This is a genomic window from Alteromonas sp. AWM4_230, assembly GCF_056158305.1.
The window spans coordinates 593227-608889 of record NZ_JBSWTB010000001.1 but is presented as its reverse complement, the minus strand read 5'-3'; the positions used below and the strand labels follow the sequence as shown (position 1 = coordinate 608889).

Genomic DNA, 15663 nt, shown 5'->3' with positions numbered 1-15663 from the left:
CAATACTGAGTTTACGCGTATTTTGTTCAGTGCCCATATGCTAAAAAGTTTAATAACAACGTTATTAATTCGCCGACAGACCCGTCAATTCATCATCTTTCTCAAACGCCAGCTTTAACAACTCAGCAGCAGCCTTGGCATCACTTAACGCGCGGTGGTGCTGTTCCATTTCGATATGGAAGTGCTTGGTTAGGTTAGCCAAAGAGTACGAGGGCAGCCCGGGATAAGTGCGACGCATCTCGCGAACGGTGCACATTTTAGGTCGCCTGAAGTGCTGCTCTAGTCGCGCAAACTCTTGTTTAATGAACCCATAGTCAAAGTTCACATTATGGGCAACAAACACAGCGTCTTCAGTAAAGCGCACCACCTGTTCTGCAACTTCAGCAAAAAGCGGTGCGTCTGCCACCATGTCATCCGAAATCCCTGTAAGACGGGTTATATTACTAGGAATTCTGCGCTGTGGATTCAACAAGGTTTGAAATCTATCGACCTCTTCACCGCCGACTAGTTTAACCATGCCTATTTCGGTAATGCGGTTATAACTATTGTTTCCACCGGTAGTCTCAATATCCACTACGACATAGGGTTGAGCTGGGTCCCGCACCCAATTCACTGTCGTTACAGCAACGTCAAACCCGGCTTGCTGCAAACGCTGAATGGAAACCAATTGGTTACGGCGAAGCTGATCGCCCGGCGCTTTAATTTCTTCAAAGCGAAGCGCGCCGTCAAACACCATAATGTCGGGGAAACCATCGCGCAGGCTTTCAAAATCTTTACACATCATGCGAAGTAAAGCATAGATACTGTCGAGAGAACCGTGTTCTATCAGAGCCTCTAAAGGCGTAAGCAAATGGCTTGACCACATAAACAGGCTGTTCACTTTGCCATAGTGCATTGTGGCCATTTTATGAATGTGAAAGCGCAGTTTCTCTTTGCTATCAAGGGCAAGCAGCAGTGCTTCAATACTTTGCTCAAACTTGGCGTAAAAGTTATTTTGCTTAAGCGATAATGGCCTGCGATCGAACTCCGTAACCAGCGTATCTTCTTCGTAAAGTTGCTTCCAAAAAGTAAGACCGAATAAACTTCGCCACAAACGGTTTTCTGTGCGCCAGCCTTCTACGCCTTGCCTTGCATAATGGGCCAATACGCCGCGTTCTACCTGCTGATTTTGGCTTACATCAATATCTAACGACCTGCTTGCATTTCGTAGCATATCGGTAACGGTACTGGTACGCTTTTTATGGTATTTACGGGCATAAAAATCTTCGGCAAACGCTAATAGCGTATCAGATTGAGGATTATCAATAATGCCCTCAAGAGCTTGTTTGACGTCATCTTCTTGTCCGTCTTTATAGCTCTCTCTTAGCCACTTTTCTTTCGCTTTATCGCTTTGCGCTAGTTTTAAAATGTCTAACCCTTTGGCCCTATCGAAAGCCAACACTTTAAGCCCAAGTGCGTAAAGCAGCTGATCGCGATAGAAACTGGCTGACACACCTTCTGTAGCAGGGAAATCACTATCCGCTAAGGCAAGTAACATATCATTGTTATAAAAGGCTAGCTGGCTATAGTGGTTGGCGTAAAACCAAGCTGCTTGCGCATCGCTTTTACTTTCAAAGCGTGCAGTATCGGTTACCGAATCGGAGCGGGTTCTCATTACACCGAGATCGCGCATAGAAAACTGATTCAGACGGCTTTTGGTATTACCGAAATAGATAAACAGTAAATAGCGAAGCGCATTATCAAATAGACACACTAAATAGTTGTTTAGCGAAAAGCTCTCTGGCCAGCCTCTAGCACCGATATGTTCATTAAGTAACGTCACGAGTTTAGGCTTAGTGAGAGACGCGAGCCCCTGCGTACTGCCGTATTCAGCAAGAAGCGCCAACAACGCATCTTTGGTTAGAACGCCGGCGATATCATTAAGCGACGCGTTCGAAAGGTCGCCAAACCACCCGCTATCAATGAGACAATCTATTTGTGCTTGCGGCTCGGTTATTTCGCCGTAGTTAAACTGGGTTCTGTCAATAACCGCATATTTGCGATTTGCAGCGCGCACCACAATACATTTTTTATCATCGTTTAATGCGTTGAAGCGCTCAACAAAATCAGCTGCCTCATCACTCAAAAGCATGCTGTTAACACCTTCAAAGAACTTAAGGAACTCGTGAAAATGTGTGAGGTAATAACGTGGCGGTAAATCTTTTCGCATGAAGTATCTTTGGCTGTGAAAACACCAATAGTGTATATTTATACAGCCAAGTTAATCAAATTAAATCCATATCGAATGTATTTAAAGTCTACTGGCCGGTATTAGACCAAGCCATTTATTAAACACGCACTCGCTGTTTAGACACCCACTGAAAGAACGTTGAAAGCTGCTCGTCATCTAGTAAGCGTTGTAAATTAAAATAGTGCTTGGCCAATGTCATCTCATCATAAAAGCGATGTATGCCGCTATGGCACTGCCTACAAATATAAATACCGTCCTGCAGTTCGGCTTTGCTAAAGTGCTTTTTGAAATAGGTGCGTCGGTGCATTTTTTTCGGGATAAGATGATGATAAGTAAGTCGCGTTTCTCTATTACAACACGGGCAGTTTCCTACTTTATTTGCCACACCATCACCTCTATTCATTCACCTTGCTGCTGTTTATTCGGGCTAATTATTAAGCCTTTCATTTAATAATGGCTATTGCGATTGCCTCAGCGCGTTCTTTTCATAAATAACGGGGTATTTTGCTAAAGAAAATCCACTCGTCTTAGCATTACGTAATAAACACTATTCATGATTAATAAGGCAATGAAATATGAGTTTAACCCGTTCCATGGGCTTCTCCTGCCCTTACTGTATGGCGCCTAATGACGTTGAGATAGATGAGGTCAACGATGTGGGTCAAGTCCAAGTACTCGACTGTCAGGTCTGCTGCCAACCTATAGAGTTGACCACTTATCAGCATGGTGACGACATTCAAATTGAGGCAGAACGAGAAAATGACTAAGCAGTTTACACGCAGCGAGATAGATGCGCTTGCACAGCGATACCGAGCTAATCTAGTCAATAGCTTGTCTGGCTTTAAGTCGGCTACGTTAGTGGGTACCACAAACGGAAACACCAACAATTTAGCCATTGTAAGCTCTATCGTTCATGTGGGTGCTAACCCGCCACTTATAGGCATGATAATGCGCCCACATACTGTGGTACGAGATACCCTTAGCAATATTAAGCAACAAGGCTTTTACACGCTAAATCACGTGTCGACTGATTGGGTAGACAAAGCGCACCAAACGTCTGCTCGCTATGCTCCAGATGAGAGCGAATTTGAAGCAGTGGGTTTAACGCCGCAGTTTAGCGAGTCATTTAGTGCACCGTTTGTTAAAGAAAGCGAAATCAAGATGGGCTTAAAAGTGGCGCAACATTTAAAACTGCTTAACGAAACCGAAATGGTTATTGGAGAAATTCAAGAGCTTCATATGCCAGAGAGCATTATTGATGAAGACGGATACGCCGATATAGAAAAAGCAAACACTGCCTGTATTTCTGGATTAGATAGCTATCATAGCACTACGCGTGTTGCACAGTTTGCCTACGCCAAACCCGGAGTCCCCCTAGCTAAAAAATGAACTTGTAGCAGATAGAAGGGTCTGATAATTACTATCGGGTATTATTACTCTGAAGTTTATTTAATCTAGATCAAGTGAAAATAAGACATTTCATTCGATCTTTTTTCAAAAAGAGATAGTATTTAAACATTACACAAAACCTGCCTCTTTGGGCAGGTTTTTGCGTTTAAGACACTGAATAAAAAAGAATCATTATCGTTTCTATCTCTTAAGGAGAATGTTATGAAATCTGTAAACCGCCGTGACTTTTTAAAACTGTCTGGCTCTACAGTTATCGGTCTTACATTAGGTGGTGTAGCGTTACGTGCGCAAGCTCAAGAACAATTGAGCGCAGATGACCCAACTGCGAAAGCATTAAACTACACACCGTCTTCAACCGTTGAAGGTGCAAAATGTGCAAACTGCATGTACGTGCAGGGTGCCGATGGCGAACAATATCGCCCTTGTAACATTTTCCCTAATAAGCTGGTTAACGCTGATGGCTGGTGTAGCGCTTGGGTTAAAAAGCCAGGTTAAATCATCACTCGCAGCTACATAAATAGCATACATAAATAGCAAAAGCCCCCGATAATTGTCGGGGGCTTTTTAGTTTCAACACTGCTTAACAGACTTCACATTCAAACCACGTGCTTTTAGCTAGCGGCTCTCATTTAGTCCATTCTTTATGCCTTTTAAGCTGGGGTCATCAAAACGTGTAGGTAAAAGGCCTGGCTTAATGAAAAAGCCATGTTTAGCTTCAAAGACTTTACCTATCTTTAGCACATCTTCATCTTTCCACTTAGCACCGATAAAGCTAATGCCTACTGGAAGGCCTTTCACTTCACCCGCTGGTACTGTGAGATGTGGATAGCCGGCAACAGCGGCTAGATAGCCTATACCAATAAAACCAGCTGGCGAATGATCGCCATACACACCGTCGATTAAAAATGAAGGGCTGTTTGAAGGCGCAACTAATACATCCACGTCGTGTTTTGCTAGCAATGCGTCAATACCGTTTTTGCCCGCTGTATCTTGAATAAGGCGAAGGGCGCTTTGATATGCTTCGCTATCAATAGGCGCAGCGTCTAGCGACTTTTCAAAAATATCTTGATTGAATAACGCTAGCTCTCGCTCGGTTTGGTTGTTAAAAGCAATAAGCTCAGATAGATTTCTTACAGGGATCTCTGCTGGGGAGCCCGACAAATATTCGTTGATGCTGTGATGGAATTCGCTGAGTAAAACATTGTAAGAGTCGGCCCAAAAGGAATCAGGCTGTGAAAAATCACTTATATCCACCAGCGTAGCACCCGATGCTTTTAACTGATTTAGCGCGCTTTCGTAAACTTCCAGTACATGAGGGTTATCACCTTGACGATACCTGACAACGCCAATGCGTTTGCCTTTTAAATCTGTTGCCAACATTTCCGATGAAGGCATGTCAGGTCGATGGGAAGCTGTATTTTCAGTAGCACTATCGCTTGCATCTTCGCCAGCCATTACCGCTGTCATCAGCCATGCGTCTTGAACGTTGGTTGTCATGGGTCCGGCCGTATCTTGGCTGAATGAAATGGGTACAATGTGCGTTCTTGAAAGTAAACCAACGGTTGGCTTGAAGCCCACTACACCGTTAATAGATGCTGGGCAGATTATAGAACCATTGGTTTCAGTACCTACGGCAAGTGACGCTAATCGAAGCGACATCGCTGCGCCGGAGCCAGACGACGAACCGCATGCACTTCTTGATAATATGTGAGGGTTTCGAGTTAAGCCACCCACTGCGCTCCAACCGCTTATCGATGATTCAGAACGAAAATTTGCCCACTCAGACAAATTTGTTTTACCTAGAATGATCGCGCCCGCTGCTTTTAGCTTCGCCACAATGGGGGCATCTCGTGCGGTGTCGTTATTAATTAGCGCCATAGAACCTGCTGTTGTGGGCATTTCTGCGCTTTCAATATTGTCCTTAAGCAATACGGGAATACCGGCTAACGGGCCTAATGCCGCTCCACTGGCTATTTGTTTATCGATTGATTTAGCTTCTGCTAATGCATTAGGATTTAGCGCTAAAACGCTGTTGGGCTTTTTATCTAACTGCTCAATTCGCGCTAGATAACCACTGACCAACTCTGTCGATGTAGTATCGCCATTAACGATAGCCTGCACCTGCAGATATGCTGGCTCATCTAGCCACTTTTTATTATCACTATTTTCACGGTGCGATTGCGACACACAGGCGGTGCACAGCAAAGTGACAGCCAGTACATACCACTGTTTCAACATAGAGCTTTCCTTAACGCATTGTTTTTATGAAAACGTTCTTATGCGATGACTTTTTTACCATCGTGCCTTATCTACGGTTAGGTAAAAAGTGACGGACATAAACGTATTGCTACGTTTGATATACGTTGAATCAAAAATGGTTCACTGTCTACACGATAAAATACGCAATTACAGTTTGGTGGGCGCCTTTGGCAGCTTGTGAAGCAGATTATCAAGCTGATATTCATTGAGCAGTAATTGATACCGACCACCTGCAATAAAGCGATGAAGGGCTGAATTAAACTCTGCTCTCAGCTTTGGATTGGGTATAGCCGCGCGATATATTGAGATAGGAAATAATTCATGGAATTCTGTCTCCTCTTCAACATAAGCGCTGTTTTGAGACTTGAAGTAGTTGAAAATGTTTCTATCTAAAACAATCGCGTCCACATGATCGAGCATGAGCATATCGACCTGCCGGTCTTGCCTTGCCATTTCCATATACATTGGCTCTAGCGCTAATGCTTGCTTGAACTCTTCACCTAATACCGATTGTGCAGTTTGAAACCCAATGACACGCTTACCTTTAAGTCCATTAACATCATTGATGACAAAGTTATTTTGCGTTTTTGTCACAACAACATTTTGATAAATAATGTAGGGGTCGGAAAGAACAGAATCGTCCACATTGTGCGCTGCGCTTTGTGTAAGGCCTATATCCACAGTACTATCTTTTAGAAGCCGAGCAGTACGCCCAAATGGAACATAGATGGGCGAAAGCGTATGCCCCATTTCTGCTAATATGGCTCTTACCAGGTCAATTTCAAAACCGCTGTGTTCTTGAGAAATAACATAGGGTGGCTTGTTCCAGCCAACTACCACGTCTAATTCACGGGCTTTAGCAGGCAAAGCAATGGCAACAGCACACAAAAAAGGGATAAGAATACGCATAAAACTCCGGTTAACTTTACAATCGAACCGCATTGATAACTACTATAGGCGCATTATCAATTCATACCAGTGGACAAAAGGCTAAGGTACTTAAGCCCCACTGACTCAAACAAATAACGCCGTTTGTTTGCGCTTTTCACGTGCTTTCATTTTGTTTAACGCCAAGCAAAGGTACAATAACCCGCAAAGGTCCCAACGAACGATAAATATGGCTTGGCTACAACTTCGAATTAATACTTCTTCTGAATACGCGGAATCAATAGGTGACATGCTAACTGCAAATGGCTCGCAGGCGGTTACCTATGTCGACGCGAAAGACACCCCAATGTACGAACCCAAGCCGGGTGAAGTGTTACTGTGGCCAGACACACAAGTAGTGGGTTTGTTTGAAGCAGATGCGGATATAAAAAGTATTCTGCAGCGCCTAGGTAAAGCTAAAGTGCTTGGCCCAGACTTTACATACAAGCTAGAGCCGCTTGAAGATAAAGACTGGGAACGAGAGTGGATGGATAATTTCCACCCAATGCAGTTTGGCGAGCGCCTGTGGATTTGCCCAAGCTGGCGCGACGTTCCAGACCCTGATGCCGTTAACGTCATGTTGGACCCAGGCCTTGCTTTTGGCACGGGTACGCACCCTACTACTGCACTGTGTCTACGTTGGTTAGACGGCATAGATATGACAGATAAAACTGTGGTCGATTTTGGCTGTGGTTCAGGCATTTTAGCGCTGGCTGCATTAAAACTAGGTGCTAAGCGCGTTATTGGTATTGATATTGACCCGCAAGCCCTGCAAGCCACAAAAGAAAACGCACGCCGCAATGGCGTCGAAGACCGCCTGGATGTATATCTACCAGAAGACCAACCTGAACTAGAAGCCGATGTGGTTATGGCCAATATATTGTCTGGTCCGTTACTGGAACTGCAAAGCGTTATTACTAACTATTGCAAAAAAGACGGCTTGTTAGTGCTTTCCGGCATACTGGCAGAGCAAGTAACTCGAATTGAAGACGCCTATGCTAGCGATATCACGCTTGAGCCCAGCGCCATTGATGGAGAATGGGCGCGAGTGTCGGGCAAAAAACACTAAGCGCAATTATAAAATTGACTAGACGGTTAATTTTACGTCTAGTCAAATAAGAGTCTTTACGGTAAACCACCGCGATATTGCGACGAAAATTCATACGATAAAAATCGTCAGCATCTAATAATTTGTTAATTTTTTTCACATTACAGCCCTTTCAAATCGGGGGCTGTAAGACTTTCGTACAATAATTAGTCTAAAAATCGGCGTTAGCTTACTAATGTGACAGATTTTTTTCACTGTCAAGACCACGAAGTGAAATTTTGTGTGATTTTTAGCCTTTTCAAGCCTTGCGAAAACACGTACACTTAGCGCCCCGTTTTAGCCGGGTGTATATTTTCTGTGCAGTTTTAGATGGCGAGCTATACATTTTACAATGCGAATTGGACCTTACGAGTTAGAAAACAATTTGATGTTGGCCCCCATGGCTGGCGTAACAGACAGACCGTTTCGCCAACTTTGTAAGCGCTTAGGTGCAGGGCTTGTTGTTTCAGAAATGCTTTCGAGTAATCCGAAGGTTTGGAACACAGCCAAATCACAGGCGCGTATGAATCATGAGGGTGAAGAAGGCATTCGCTCTGTACAGATAGCTGGGGCTGACCCTGAGCTTATGGCTCAAGCAGCACAATTTAATGTAGATAACGGTGCGCAAATCATCGACATCAACATGGGTTGTCCTGCCAAGAAGGTCAATAAGAAGCTAGCAGGTTCTGCACTGCTTCAATACCCAGACACAGTGGAAGCGATTATTAAAGCAGTAGTGAATGCTGTTGACGTACCCGTGACGCTGAAAATTCGCACCGGCTGGAACCCAGAAAATCGCAATGGGGTAGACATTGCCCGCATTGCAGAGCAAAACGGCATACAGTCGCTTGCTGTTCATGGCAGAACGCGAGCTTGTATGTATAAGGGAGAAGCGGAGTACGACACCATACGTCAAATAAAGGCGGCAATATCAATTCCGGTTATTGCAAATGGTGACATTACTTCTCCAGAGAAAGCACAAGAGGTGCTGAATTACACTGGTGCAGATGGCGTAATGATAGGTCGCGGCGCGCAAGGTAAGCCTTGGATTTTTAAACAGATCCAACATTATCTTGAAACGGGCGAGAACCTACCAGCACCGCCACTGTCAGAGTTATATGAACTCTTGCACGAGCATGTAGCGAATGTGCAGGACTTTTATGGCGACATAGCCGGTGTAAGAATTGCCCGTAAGCACGTGGGCTGGTATCTCGCGGAGCACGATACGGATCGTCAGTTTCGTAAAACGTTTAACGCTATCGATGACGCGAATGAGCAACTCGATGCACTAAATGCATATTTTCAAGCGCTGCAGACACGAGAGACCCGACAGATCTCTCCCGCAGCATAGTGATGACTAACTTAAGAGCAACACAGTATTATGTTCGATCAAAACGTGACTTCACCTTTTACTACTACAGTAACTACGCCTTCACAAACGCAAGCTCAAAAGCCACTGCGTGACTCTGTAAAGCAAGCGGTTAATAAGTACCTTAAGCAATTGGATAACGCAAACATCGATAACCTGTACGAAATGGTACTGGCTGAAGTTGAAGCGCCGCTGCTAGAAGAAGTCATGACTTACACACGCGGCAATCAAACCCGCGCTGCCATCATGATGGGCATCAACCGTGGCACACTTCGCAAGAAGCTTAAGCAATACGGCATGAACTAAGATTCCAAGGGCTTTGCCCACCAAAGAGCACCAATCGGTGCTCTTTTTGTTTCAACACTACAACATTAGAAACTTAAAATTTATGCAAACACCAAAACCTATTAAACGTGCTCTCCTTAGTGTCTCTGATAAAACCGGTATCCTCGATTTCGCGACAGCGCTGCATAACGCTGGAGTAGAACTTCTGTCGACGGGCGGTACTGCTAAACTTCTCGCTGACGCTGGCTTACCTGTTAAAGAAGTCTCTGATCACACAGGTCATCCGGAAATTATGGCAGGTCGTGTTAAAACGCTTCACCCTAAAATTCATGGCGGTATCCTTGGTCGTCGCGGTACCGATGAAGCAGTGATGGAAGAGCACAACATTGCGCCTATCGACCTTGTGGTAGTTAACCTTTACCCATTTGCTGCAACCGTGGCAAACGAAGACTGCACGCTAGAAGATGCGATTGAAAATATCGATATCGGCGGACCGACCATGGTACGTGCTGCTGCGAAAAACCATAAAGATGTGACTATTGTAGTTAATGCTTCTGACTACGCTCGCGTACTTGCTGAAATGAACGACAATAACGGCTCTTTGTCTTACAGCACACGCTTCGATTTAGCCATCAAAGCATTTGAACACACAGCTGAATACGACGGCATGATTGCGAACTATTTTGGTGCGCGTTTAGATAGCACAGGTTGTGAAGCGGACTGCGACCACCAGCATAGTGAATTCCCACGTACCTACAACATGCAGCTGACTAAGAAGCAAGATCTTCGCTATGGTGAGAACAGCCATCAAGAAGCGGCTTTCTATGTAGAAAACGATATTCAAGAAGCATCTGTGGCTACCGCTACTCAGCTTCAAGGTAAAGAGCTATCGTTTAACAACATTGCTGATACCGATGCAGCGCTAGAGTGCGTTAAGGAATTCGAAGAGCCAGCATGTGTAATCGTTAAGCACGCCAACCCGTGCGGTGTTGCTATTGGCGACGATATTCTAAGCGCATACGATCGTGCGTTTAAAACTGACCCAACGTCAGCATTTGGTGGCATAATCGCGTTTAACCGCGAGCTTGACGCAAAAACAGCACAAGCCATTGTTGACCGTCAATTTGTAGAAGTCATTATTGCACCAACCGTAAGTGATGAAGCAAAAGAAGTCGTAAGTGCGAAAAAGAACGTACGCCTTCTAGCGTGCGGCGATTGGGCTGGTCAGCTAACTGAAGGTTATGACTTTAAGCGTGTAAACGGCGGTTTATTAGTACAAGAGCGCGACTTCGGCATGGTTGAAATGGAAGACCTAGAAGTGGTGACTAAGCGTAAGCCTAGCGAAGAAGAACTTCGCGACCTTATGTTCTGCTGGAAGGTAGCAAAATACGTGAAGTCTAACGCAATTGTTTACTGCAAAGACGCTATGACGGTAGGCGTGGGCGCAGGTCAAATGAGCCGCGTTTACTCTGCGAAAATTGCGGGTATTAAAGCTGCCGATGAGAACCTTGAAGTGGCTGGCTCGGTAATGGCATCTGATGCTTTCTTCCCATTCCGTGACGGCATTGACGCTGCAGCTGAAGCTGGCATTAAGGCAGTAATTCAGCCAGGCGGCTCTATGCGCGACCAAGAAGTGATTGATGCTGCTGATGAACACGGCATTGCTATGGTGTTCACAGGTATGCGTCACTTCCGTCACTAATAGGTATCTACACCATATCTTTTAGTGCAGGCTTAGTGAGGGAAACCAACACCTAAGTTAAACACGCAGTAAAGTGGCACTTTGTTACTTTACTGTGTGTTTGTTATTTTTCCTTAACCCTTTTTAATACGCAAACTCGAGGCGATTGCTTGGTTGTAGTGAAACCTTATCGAAGCGACAAAGTTGCGAATTATTCTGCTAAGGCGTAAGTGCAAATGGGGGTTAGCTGATAGGCTTGATCTGACCCGTGGTAATTTGTAGTAATAGTGTTACTAATAAATGTTATGTTTTACTAGTCCGCATAGACAATTACCTACCCTCGACAGAAAAAGGAAATAAGAATGAAAAAGTTAGCCCAACTTGTGTTAGCCGCAACACTCGGTGTGACAGCAACCTATGCAAGCGCTGATTCAATTTCTGACGCCGCGATGAGCGATATCCGCACCGATAAAGCCAAAGTGCGCGACGAATACCGCAACCCTCAGCAAACACTACGCTTTTTTGGCTTACAGCCAGACATGACTGTGGTAGAAATTTCGCCAGGTGGCGGTTGGTATGCCGACATTCTTTATTCTGTTGTAAAACAAGACGGAAAATACGTTGCAGCCCACTTTTATGTAGACGATGAAACCAGCGGCTACTACAAAAAGTCGGTAGAAGGCTTTAAAGAAAAAATGAAGCCGGGCATGAAGTACGAAGGTGCAGAACTTACCGCATTCGACCCTATGAAAGCGCTAGATATTAGCGAAGCTGGCAGCGCTGATATGGTGCTAACCTTTCGCAACGTACACAACTGGTACATGCGTCACGGTGACGAAGGTATCGACAATGCGTTTGGGGCTTTCTTCAAAGCACTTAAACCAGGTGGCGTACTGGGCGTAGTGGAACATGAACTACCTGAAAGTGCAGATGATGAAGCAATGAAGAAAAGTGGCTACATGAAGCGTTCTTACGTTGTAGCTGCCGCTGAAAAAGCGGGTTTTGTACTTGAAGCAAGTAGCGATGTAAACGCAAACCCAATGGACACAGCAGACCACCCGAAAGGTGTGTGGACGCTCCCCCCTCGCTTGGCACTTGATGATCAAGACAGAGAAAAATACATGGCGATTGGCGAGAGCAATCGCATGACGCTAAAATTCACCAAACCAAAATCATAATATTAAACACTCAAAACGGAACAGTTAATGAACGTACTTGTAATTGGCGGCGGTGGCCGCGAGCACGCGCTAGCGTTTAAAGCAGCGCAGTCTTCTGATGTTTCAACAGTATTTGTAGCACCTGGTAATGCGGGTACCGCTACAGAGCCTAAGCTTGAGAACGTAGCTATTGATGTTAACGACATCGCAGGCTTAGTTTCTTTTGCTCAAGGTAACGATGTTGCGCTTACTATTGTAGGCCCAGAAGCGCCGCTAGTTGCAGGTGTGGTAGATGCGTTCACTAACGCGGGTTTAATGATATTTGGTCCTACTCAAGCTGCGGCGCAGCTTGAGGGCTCAAAAGCTTTTACCAAAGATTTTTTAGCTCGCCACAATATTCCTACGGCTGAGTATCAAAACTTCACCGAAATTGACCCGGCTATTGCCTATGTTCGCGAGAAAGGCGCGCCGATTGTAGTAAAAGCTGACGGTCTTGCTGCCGGTAAAGGTGTTATCGTTGCGATGACCCTTGAAGAAGCTGAAGATGCTATTCGGGATATGCTAGCGGGCAATGCCTTTGGCGAAGCGGGCAGCCGCGTAGTTATTGAAGAATTCCTAGACGGCGAAGAAGCGTCGTTCATTGTAATGGTAGACGGTAAGAACGTACTGCCTTTTGCCACCAGCCAAGACCACAAACGTGCGGCTGACGGCGATAAAGGGCCTAACACAGGTGGTATGGGTGCTTACTCTCCTGCTCCGGTTGTTACGCAAGACATTCACGACCGCATTATGCAGGAAGTGATCATGCCGACCGTTGATGGCATGGCCGCTGAAGGTAACGACTATGTTGGCTTTTTATATGCGGGCCTAATGATTATGGCCGACGGTACACCAAAGGTCATTGAGTACAACTGTCGCTTTGGCGACCCAGAAACTCAGCCAATTATGCTGCGCTTAAAATCTGATTTGGTTCCACTTTGCCAAGCAGCGTGTAAAGGCGAACTTGCGGGCAAAACCATTGAATTTGACGAGCGCGCATCGGTAGGTGTTGTACTTGCAGCTGGCGGCTACCCAGGCAGCTATGATAAAGGTGACGTAATAACCGGTTTTGAAGACGCCGCGAAGCTAGATGGAAAGGTTTTCCACGCAGGTACCGCACTTCAAGACGGTGATGTGGTTACCGCTGGTGGCCGCGTGCTGTGCGCAACCGCGCTAGGTAACAACGTAACCGAAGCCCAGCAAAAAGCCTACGAGCTACTAAAAACCATTCAGTTTAAAGATGTGTATTACCGTACTGACATTGCCCACCGTGCAATTGCCCGTGAAGCTGAAGCTTAATAAGCGACACATATAACACAAATATCAAAGACGCGGCGTAGGCCGCGTTTTTTATAGTGCCTTTTTTGACTCTCACACCTAACGCTTACATAACTATCACTTAATGCGTTAAAAAGACGAAACTTTTTACTTTGACCGTCTATACTTGAACGAAATCAAAGTACAAAAGAATTCATGGTGAATGAAAACCCTTTTCATACTGACAATATACCTAGCATGCTTTACCTGTACGGCGAAGAGCAGTGATACCCTCTCTGACTCAATAGGTATCAGTGGCTTTGCTAGAGTTATTGGAGGACAACTAGACACTAGCGAAGCTGAATTCCAAGGCTATTCAAATGATTTCAGTTTTTCTGAACAGTCCTTATTCGCGTTACAAGCGGACCTAAGTATTAGTGAAAAACTTAAATTGTCTGGGCAATTACTCGGGCATTCAAATGACGATAGAGATTCAGGTCTTGAATGGCTTTATCTAACGTATAACGCGAACTCTAATTGGAGCTTTAAGTTAGGCAAATTAAGAACTCCATTTTTTCGCTACAGCGACGTACTTGACGTGGGCTTCGCTTATCCTTGGATTACGCCTCCCGAACAAGTTTACGGCGGCTTTTTATTTTCAAACTATGAGGGCTTAAGCGCAACGTATCGCATTCACTTCAATAAATTGAATGTAGAAGTTGAAGCTTATTACGGCACTTATGACGGAACTTTTGACCGTGCAGGTGAAGAAACAGCCATTGAAGTAAACGATATTCGGGGGCTTATATTAGGGATATCTAAAGGCGGCTTTCGTGCGCGGGCTTCAGCCATAGTGTCATCTGACTTCTTCGCAGACATCCCCGGCTTTCAAGACTTTGCGACACTCTTAGAGCTTGCCGGGTACACAGAAAACGCCGACGTTTTTCGATTTGATTCAGACGCAGTGGCGTATCAAGCAAGCCTGCAATATGACTCTCTTGATTATTTTGTTTACTCTGAAGTTATTAAAATTGAATCAGATTTAATCAGTGTCCCCGAAGTTAATGCATACTACCTGACTCTTGGGTATCACTTTGATGAGTTTCAAATATTTACGACTATTGCTTCTGCAAATAGCAGCAATGATGTTCCAACAAATCAAATTCCGAAGGGACAATCACCACAACTCACTTCATTGTCTTTTGCCTATGACGCAATAGTCGATAGTCTTCCGCGCTATGACCTTGATTCACTTTCAGTAGGGCTTCGCTGGGACTTTAGACACAATATGTCAGCCAAAGCTGAGGTAACTTGGTTAAGCGGTGAGGAGGGGCAGAACTCATTTTACTCAGAAATAAAAAACCCGGCTTTTGATAGAAATGCGGTACTCACCCAATTTGCACTAGAGTGGGTGTTCTAATGAAAACTCGCACGCTATTGTTTGCCATTCTTTTTGCCATGTTTGCTTCATTCGCAAGGTGCGAAGAAGTCATCATTGTTGCTAACTTGGAAGCGCAAGACGCTCCAACTGAAAAATGGCAAATTCGAGACATCTTTATGGGAAATTCTTCTGATTGGGATATAGAGCCTGTAGGATTGCGACCACCCAATACCGCTAGGACAATATTCAACACTAAGTTTATTGCGCTTACGGAATCCCGTATTCAGGGGTATTGGGCACAAATGCGTTTTAGTGGAAGAAAAACTCCACCAAAAGAGTTTCGTTCTCAAGAAGAAGCGTTGGCATATGTACTAAATAATAAAAACTCAATGACGTATGTTTTATCAACCACCGAAGTGCCCCAAGGCCTTGTTGTTTTGTTTAAAGAACAGTAACCAGCTACGGCTTTGTCTAGCGGTAATTCGATAATTGAATATGTGAGCATCCACAGCCAGTGGATAAAGTTTATCTTATAGCAATACACTGGCTGAAGGGAGCGCGCAAACTCCTTTTTAAGGCTC

15 protein-coding genes are annotated in these 15663 nt (G+C 44.8%); 11 read left to right on the top strand and 4 right to left on the bottom strand.

Annotated features, from left to right (window positions below; translation table 11 throughout):
* Nucleotides 1-64: 64 nt before the first annotated feature.
* Nucleotides 65-2209 (bottom strand): exonuclease domain-containing protein, encoded by a 2145-nt coding sequence (locus tag ACXACS_RS02630; protein ID WP_474803733.1) that lies wholly within the window; start codon nucleotides 2207-2209, stop codon nucleotides 65-67.
* A 118-nt stretch (nucleotides 2210-2327) separates the two neighbouring features.
* Entirely contained in the window at nucleotides 2328-2615 is a 288-nt protein-coding gene (locus ACXACS_RS02625; protein ID WP_269917953.1) for a hypothetical protein, read from the bottom strand.
* Nucleotides 2616-2805: 190 nt separating this feature from the next.
* On the opposite strand from ACXACS_RS02625, the gene ACXACS_RS02620 reads away from it, so the two are divergent.
* The 3 genes from ACXACS_RS02620 (at nucleotide 2806) to ACXACS_RS02610 (ending at nucleotide 4135) form a co-directional block, all read left to right on the top strand.
* On the top strand, nucleotides 2806-2997 hold the full coding sequence (locus ACXACS_RS02620; RefSeq protein WP_105932532.1) for a zinc ribbon domain-containing protein: 192 nt from the start codon (nucleotides 2806-2808) through the stop codon (nucleotides 2995-2997).
* Nucleotides 2990-3619 carry a flavin reductase family protein gene (locus ACXACS_RS02615; protein WP_474803728.1) on the top strand — a complete coding sequence of 210 codons (630 nt, stop codon included), beginning with the start codon at nucleotides 2990-2992 and terminating at the stop codon, nucleotides 3617-3619. The genes ACXACS_RS02620 and ACXACS_RS02615 overlap by 8 nt, the downstream gene beginning before the upstream one ends.
* 222 nt (nucleotides 3620-3841) lie before the next feature.
* A complete protein-coding gene (locus tag ACXACS_RS02610) occupies nucleotides 3842-4135 on the top strand; it encodes a high-potential iron-sulfur protein (RefSeq protein WP_118491294.1) in 294 nt (97 codons plus the stop codon).
* Nucleotides 4136-4255: 120 nt separating this feature from the next.
* On the opposite strand, the gene ACXACS_RS02605 is transcribed toward ACXACS_RS02610, so the two are convergent.
* Together ACXACS_RS02605 and ACXACS_RS02600 are read right to left on the bottom strand one after the other, a co-directional pair.
* Nucleotides 4256-5878 carry an amidase gene (locus ACXACS_RS02605; RefSeq protein WP_474803724.1) on the bottom strand — a complete coding sequence of 541 codons (1623 nt, stop codon included), beginning with the start codon at nucleotides 5876-5878 and terminating at the stop codon, nucleotides 4256-4258.
* A gap of 168 nt (nucleotides 5879-6046) precedes the next feature.
* The gene (locus ACXACS_RS02600) at nucleotides 6047-6808 is read right to left on the bottom strand and encodes a substrate-binding periplasmic protein (protein WP_474803721.1); all 762 of its coding nucleotides are present in this window, start codon (nucleotides 6806-6808) and stop codon (nucleotides 6047-6049) included.
* A gap of 208 nt (nucleotides 6809-7016) precedes the next feature.
* On the opposite strand from ACXACS_RS02600, the gene prmA reads away from it, so the two are divergent.
* The 8 genes from prmA to ACXACS_RS02560 all read left to right on the top strand — a co-directional run bounded on the left by prmA (nucleotide 7017) and on the right by ACXACS_RS02560 (nucleotide 15537).
* Nucleotides 7017-7895, top strand: coding sequence for a 50S ribosomal protein L11 methyltransferase (prmA, locus tag ACXACS_RS02595; RefSeq protein WP_474803718.1), 879 nt, complete (start codon nucleotides 7017-7019; stop codon nucleotides 7893-7895).
* 370 nt (nucleotides 7896-8265) lie between these two features.
* A complete protein-coding gene (gene dusB / locus ACXACS_RS02590) occupies nucleotides 8266-9264 on the top strand; it encodes a tRNA dihydrouridine synthase DusB (protein WP_474803715.1) in 999 nt (332 codons plus the stop codon).
* 30 nt (nucleotides 9265-9294) lie between these two features.
* On the top strand, nucleotides 9295-9588 hold the full coding sequence (fis, locus tag ACXACS_RS02585; protein WP_012520109.1) for a DNA-binding transcriptional regulator Fis: 294 nt from the start codon (nucleotides 9295-9297) through the stop codon (nucleotides 9586-9588).
* Nucleotides 9589-9670: 82 nt separating this feature from the next.
* Nucleotides 9671-11269, top strand: a complete 1599-nt coding sequence (purH, locus tag ACXACS_RS02580; protein WP_474803709.1) for a bifunctional phosphoribosylaminoimidazolecarboxamide formyltransferase/IMP cyclohydrolase — start codon at nucleotides 9671-9673, stop codon at nucleotides 11267-11269.
* Nucleotides 11270-11610: 341 nt separating this feature from the next.
* Entirely contained in the window at nucleotides 11611-12426 is an 816-nt protein-coding gene (locus ACXACS_RS02575) for a class I SAM-dependent methyltransferase (RefSeq protein ID WP_474803707.1), read from the top strand.
* A gap of 27 nt (nucleotides 12427-12453) precedes the next feature.
* The gene (gene purD / locus ACXACS_RS02570; protein WP_474803705.1) at nucleotides 12454-13743 is read left to right on the top strand and encodes a phosphoribosylamine--glycine ligase; all 1290 of its coding nucleotides are present in this window, start codon (nucleotides 12454-12456) and stop codon (nucleotides 13741-13743) included.
* A gap of 181 nt (nucleotides 13744-13924) precedes the next feature.
* Nucleotides 13925-15121: a hypothetical protein gene (locus ACXACS_RS02565; protein ID WP_474803703.1), complete on the top strand. Its 1197-nt coding sequence runs from the start codon at nucleotides 13925-13927 to the stop codon at nucleotides 15119-15121.
* Entirely contained in the window at nucleotides 15121-15537 is a 417-nt protein-coding gene (locus ACXACS_RS02560; RefSeq protein ID WP_474803701.1) for a hypothetical protein, read from the top strand. The genes ACXACS_RS02565 and ACXACS_RS02560 overlap by 1 nt, the downstream gene beginning before the upstream one ends.
* The last annotated feature ends 126 nt before the right edge of the window (nucleotides 15538-15663 follow it).

What these genes read in the sequence shown, in the direction of transcription:
- fis (WP_012520109.1), top strand. Translation starts at nt 9,295, where the DNA reads ATGTTCGATCAAAACGTGACTTCACCTTTTACTACTACAGTAACTACG.
- ACXACS_RS02610 (WP_118491294.1), top strand. Translation starts at nt 3,842, where the DNA reads ATGAAATCTGTAAACCGCCGTGACTTTTTAAAACTGTCTGGCTCTACA.
- ACXACS_RS02565 (WP_474803703.1), top strand. Translation starts at nt 13,925, where the DNA reads ATGAAAACCCTTTTCATACTGACAATATACCTAGCATGCTTTACCTGT.
- purD (WP_474803705.1), top strand. Translation starts at nt 12,454, where the DNA reads ATGAACGTACTTGTAATTGGCGGCGGTGGCCGCGAGCACGCGCTAGCG.
- dusB (WP_474803715.1), top strand. Translation starts at nt 8,266, where the DNA reads ATGCGAATTGGACCTTACGAGTTAGAAAACAATTTGATGTTGGCCCCC.
- ACXACS_RS02630 (WP_474803733.1), bottom strand. Translation starts at nt 2,209, where the DNA reads ATGCGAAAAGATTTACCGCCACGTTATTACCTCACACATTTTCACGAG.
- ACXACS_RS02600 (WP_474803721.1), bottom strand. Translation starts at nt 6,808, where the DNA reads ATGCGTATTCTTATCCCTTTTTTGTGTGCTGTTGCCATTGCTTTGCCT.
- purH (WP_474803709.1), top strand. Translation starts at nt 9,671, where the DNA reads ATGCAAACACCAAAACCTATTAAACGTGCTCTCCTTAGTGTCTCTGAT.
- ACXACS_RS02615 (WP_474803728.1), top strand. Translation starts at nt 2,990, where the DNA reads ATGACTAAGCAGTTTACACGCAGCGAGATAGATGCGCTTGCACAGCGA.
- ACXACS_RS02575 (WP_474803707.1), top strand. Translation starts at nt 11,611, where the DNA reads ATGAAAAAGTTAGCCCAACTTGTGTTAGCCGCAACACTCGGTGTGACA.
- ACXACS_RS02620 (WP_105932532.1), top strand. Translation starts at nt 2,806, where the DNA reads ATGAGTTTAACCCGTTCCATGGGCTTCTCCTGCCCTTACTGTATGGCG.
- prmA (WP_474803718.1), top strand. Translation starts at nt 7,017, where the DNA reads ATGGCTTGGCTACAACTTCGAATTAATACTTCTTCTGAATACGCGGAA.
- ACXACS_RS02560 (WP_474803701.1), top strand. Translation starts at nt 15,121, where the DNA reads ATGAAAACTCGCACGCTATTGTTTGCCATTCTTTTTGCCATGTTTGCT.
- ACXACS_RS02605 (WP_474803724.1), bottom strand. Translation starts at nt 5,878, where the DNA reads ATGTTGAAACAGTGGTATGTACTGGCTGTCACTTTGCTGTGCACCGCC.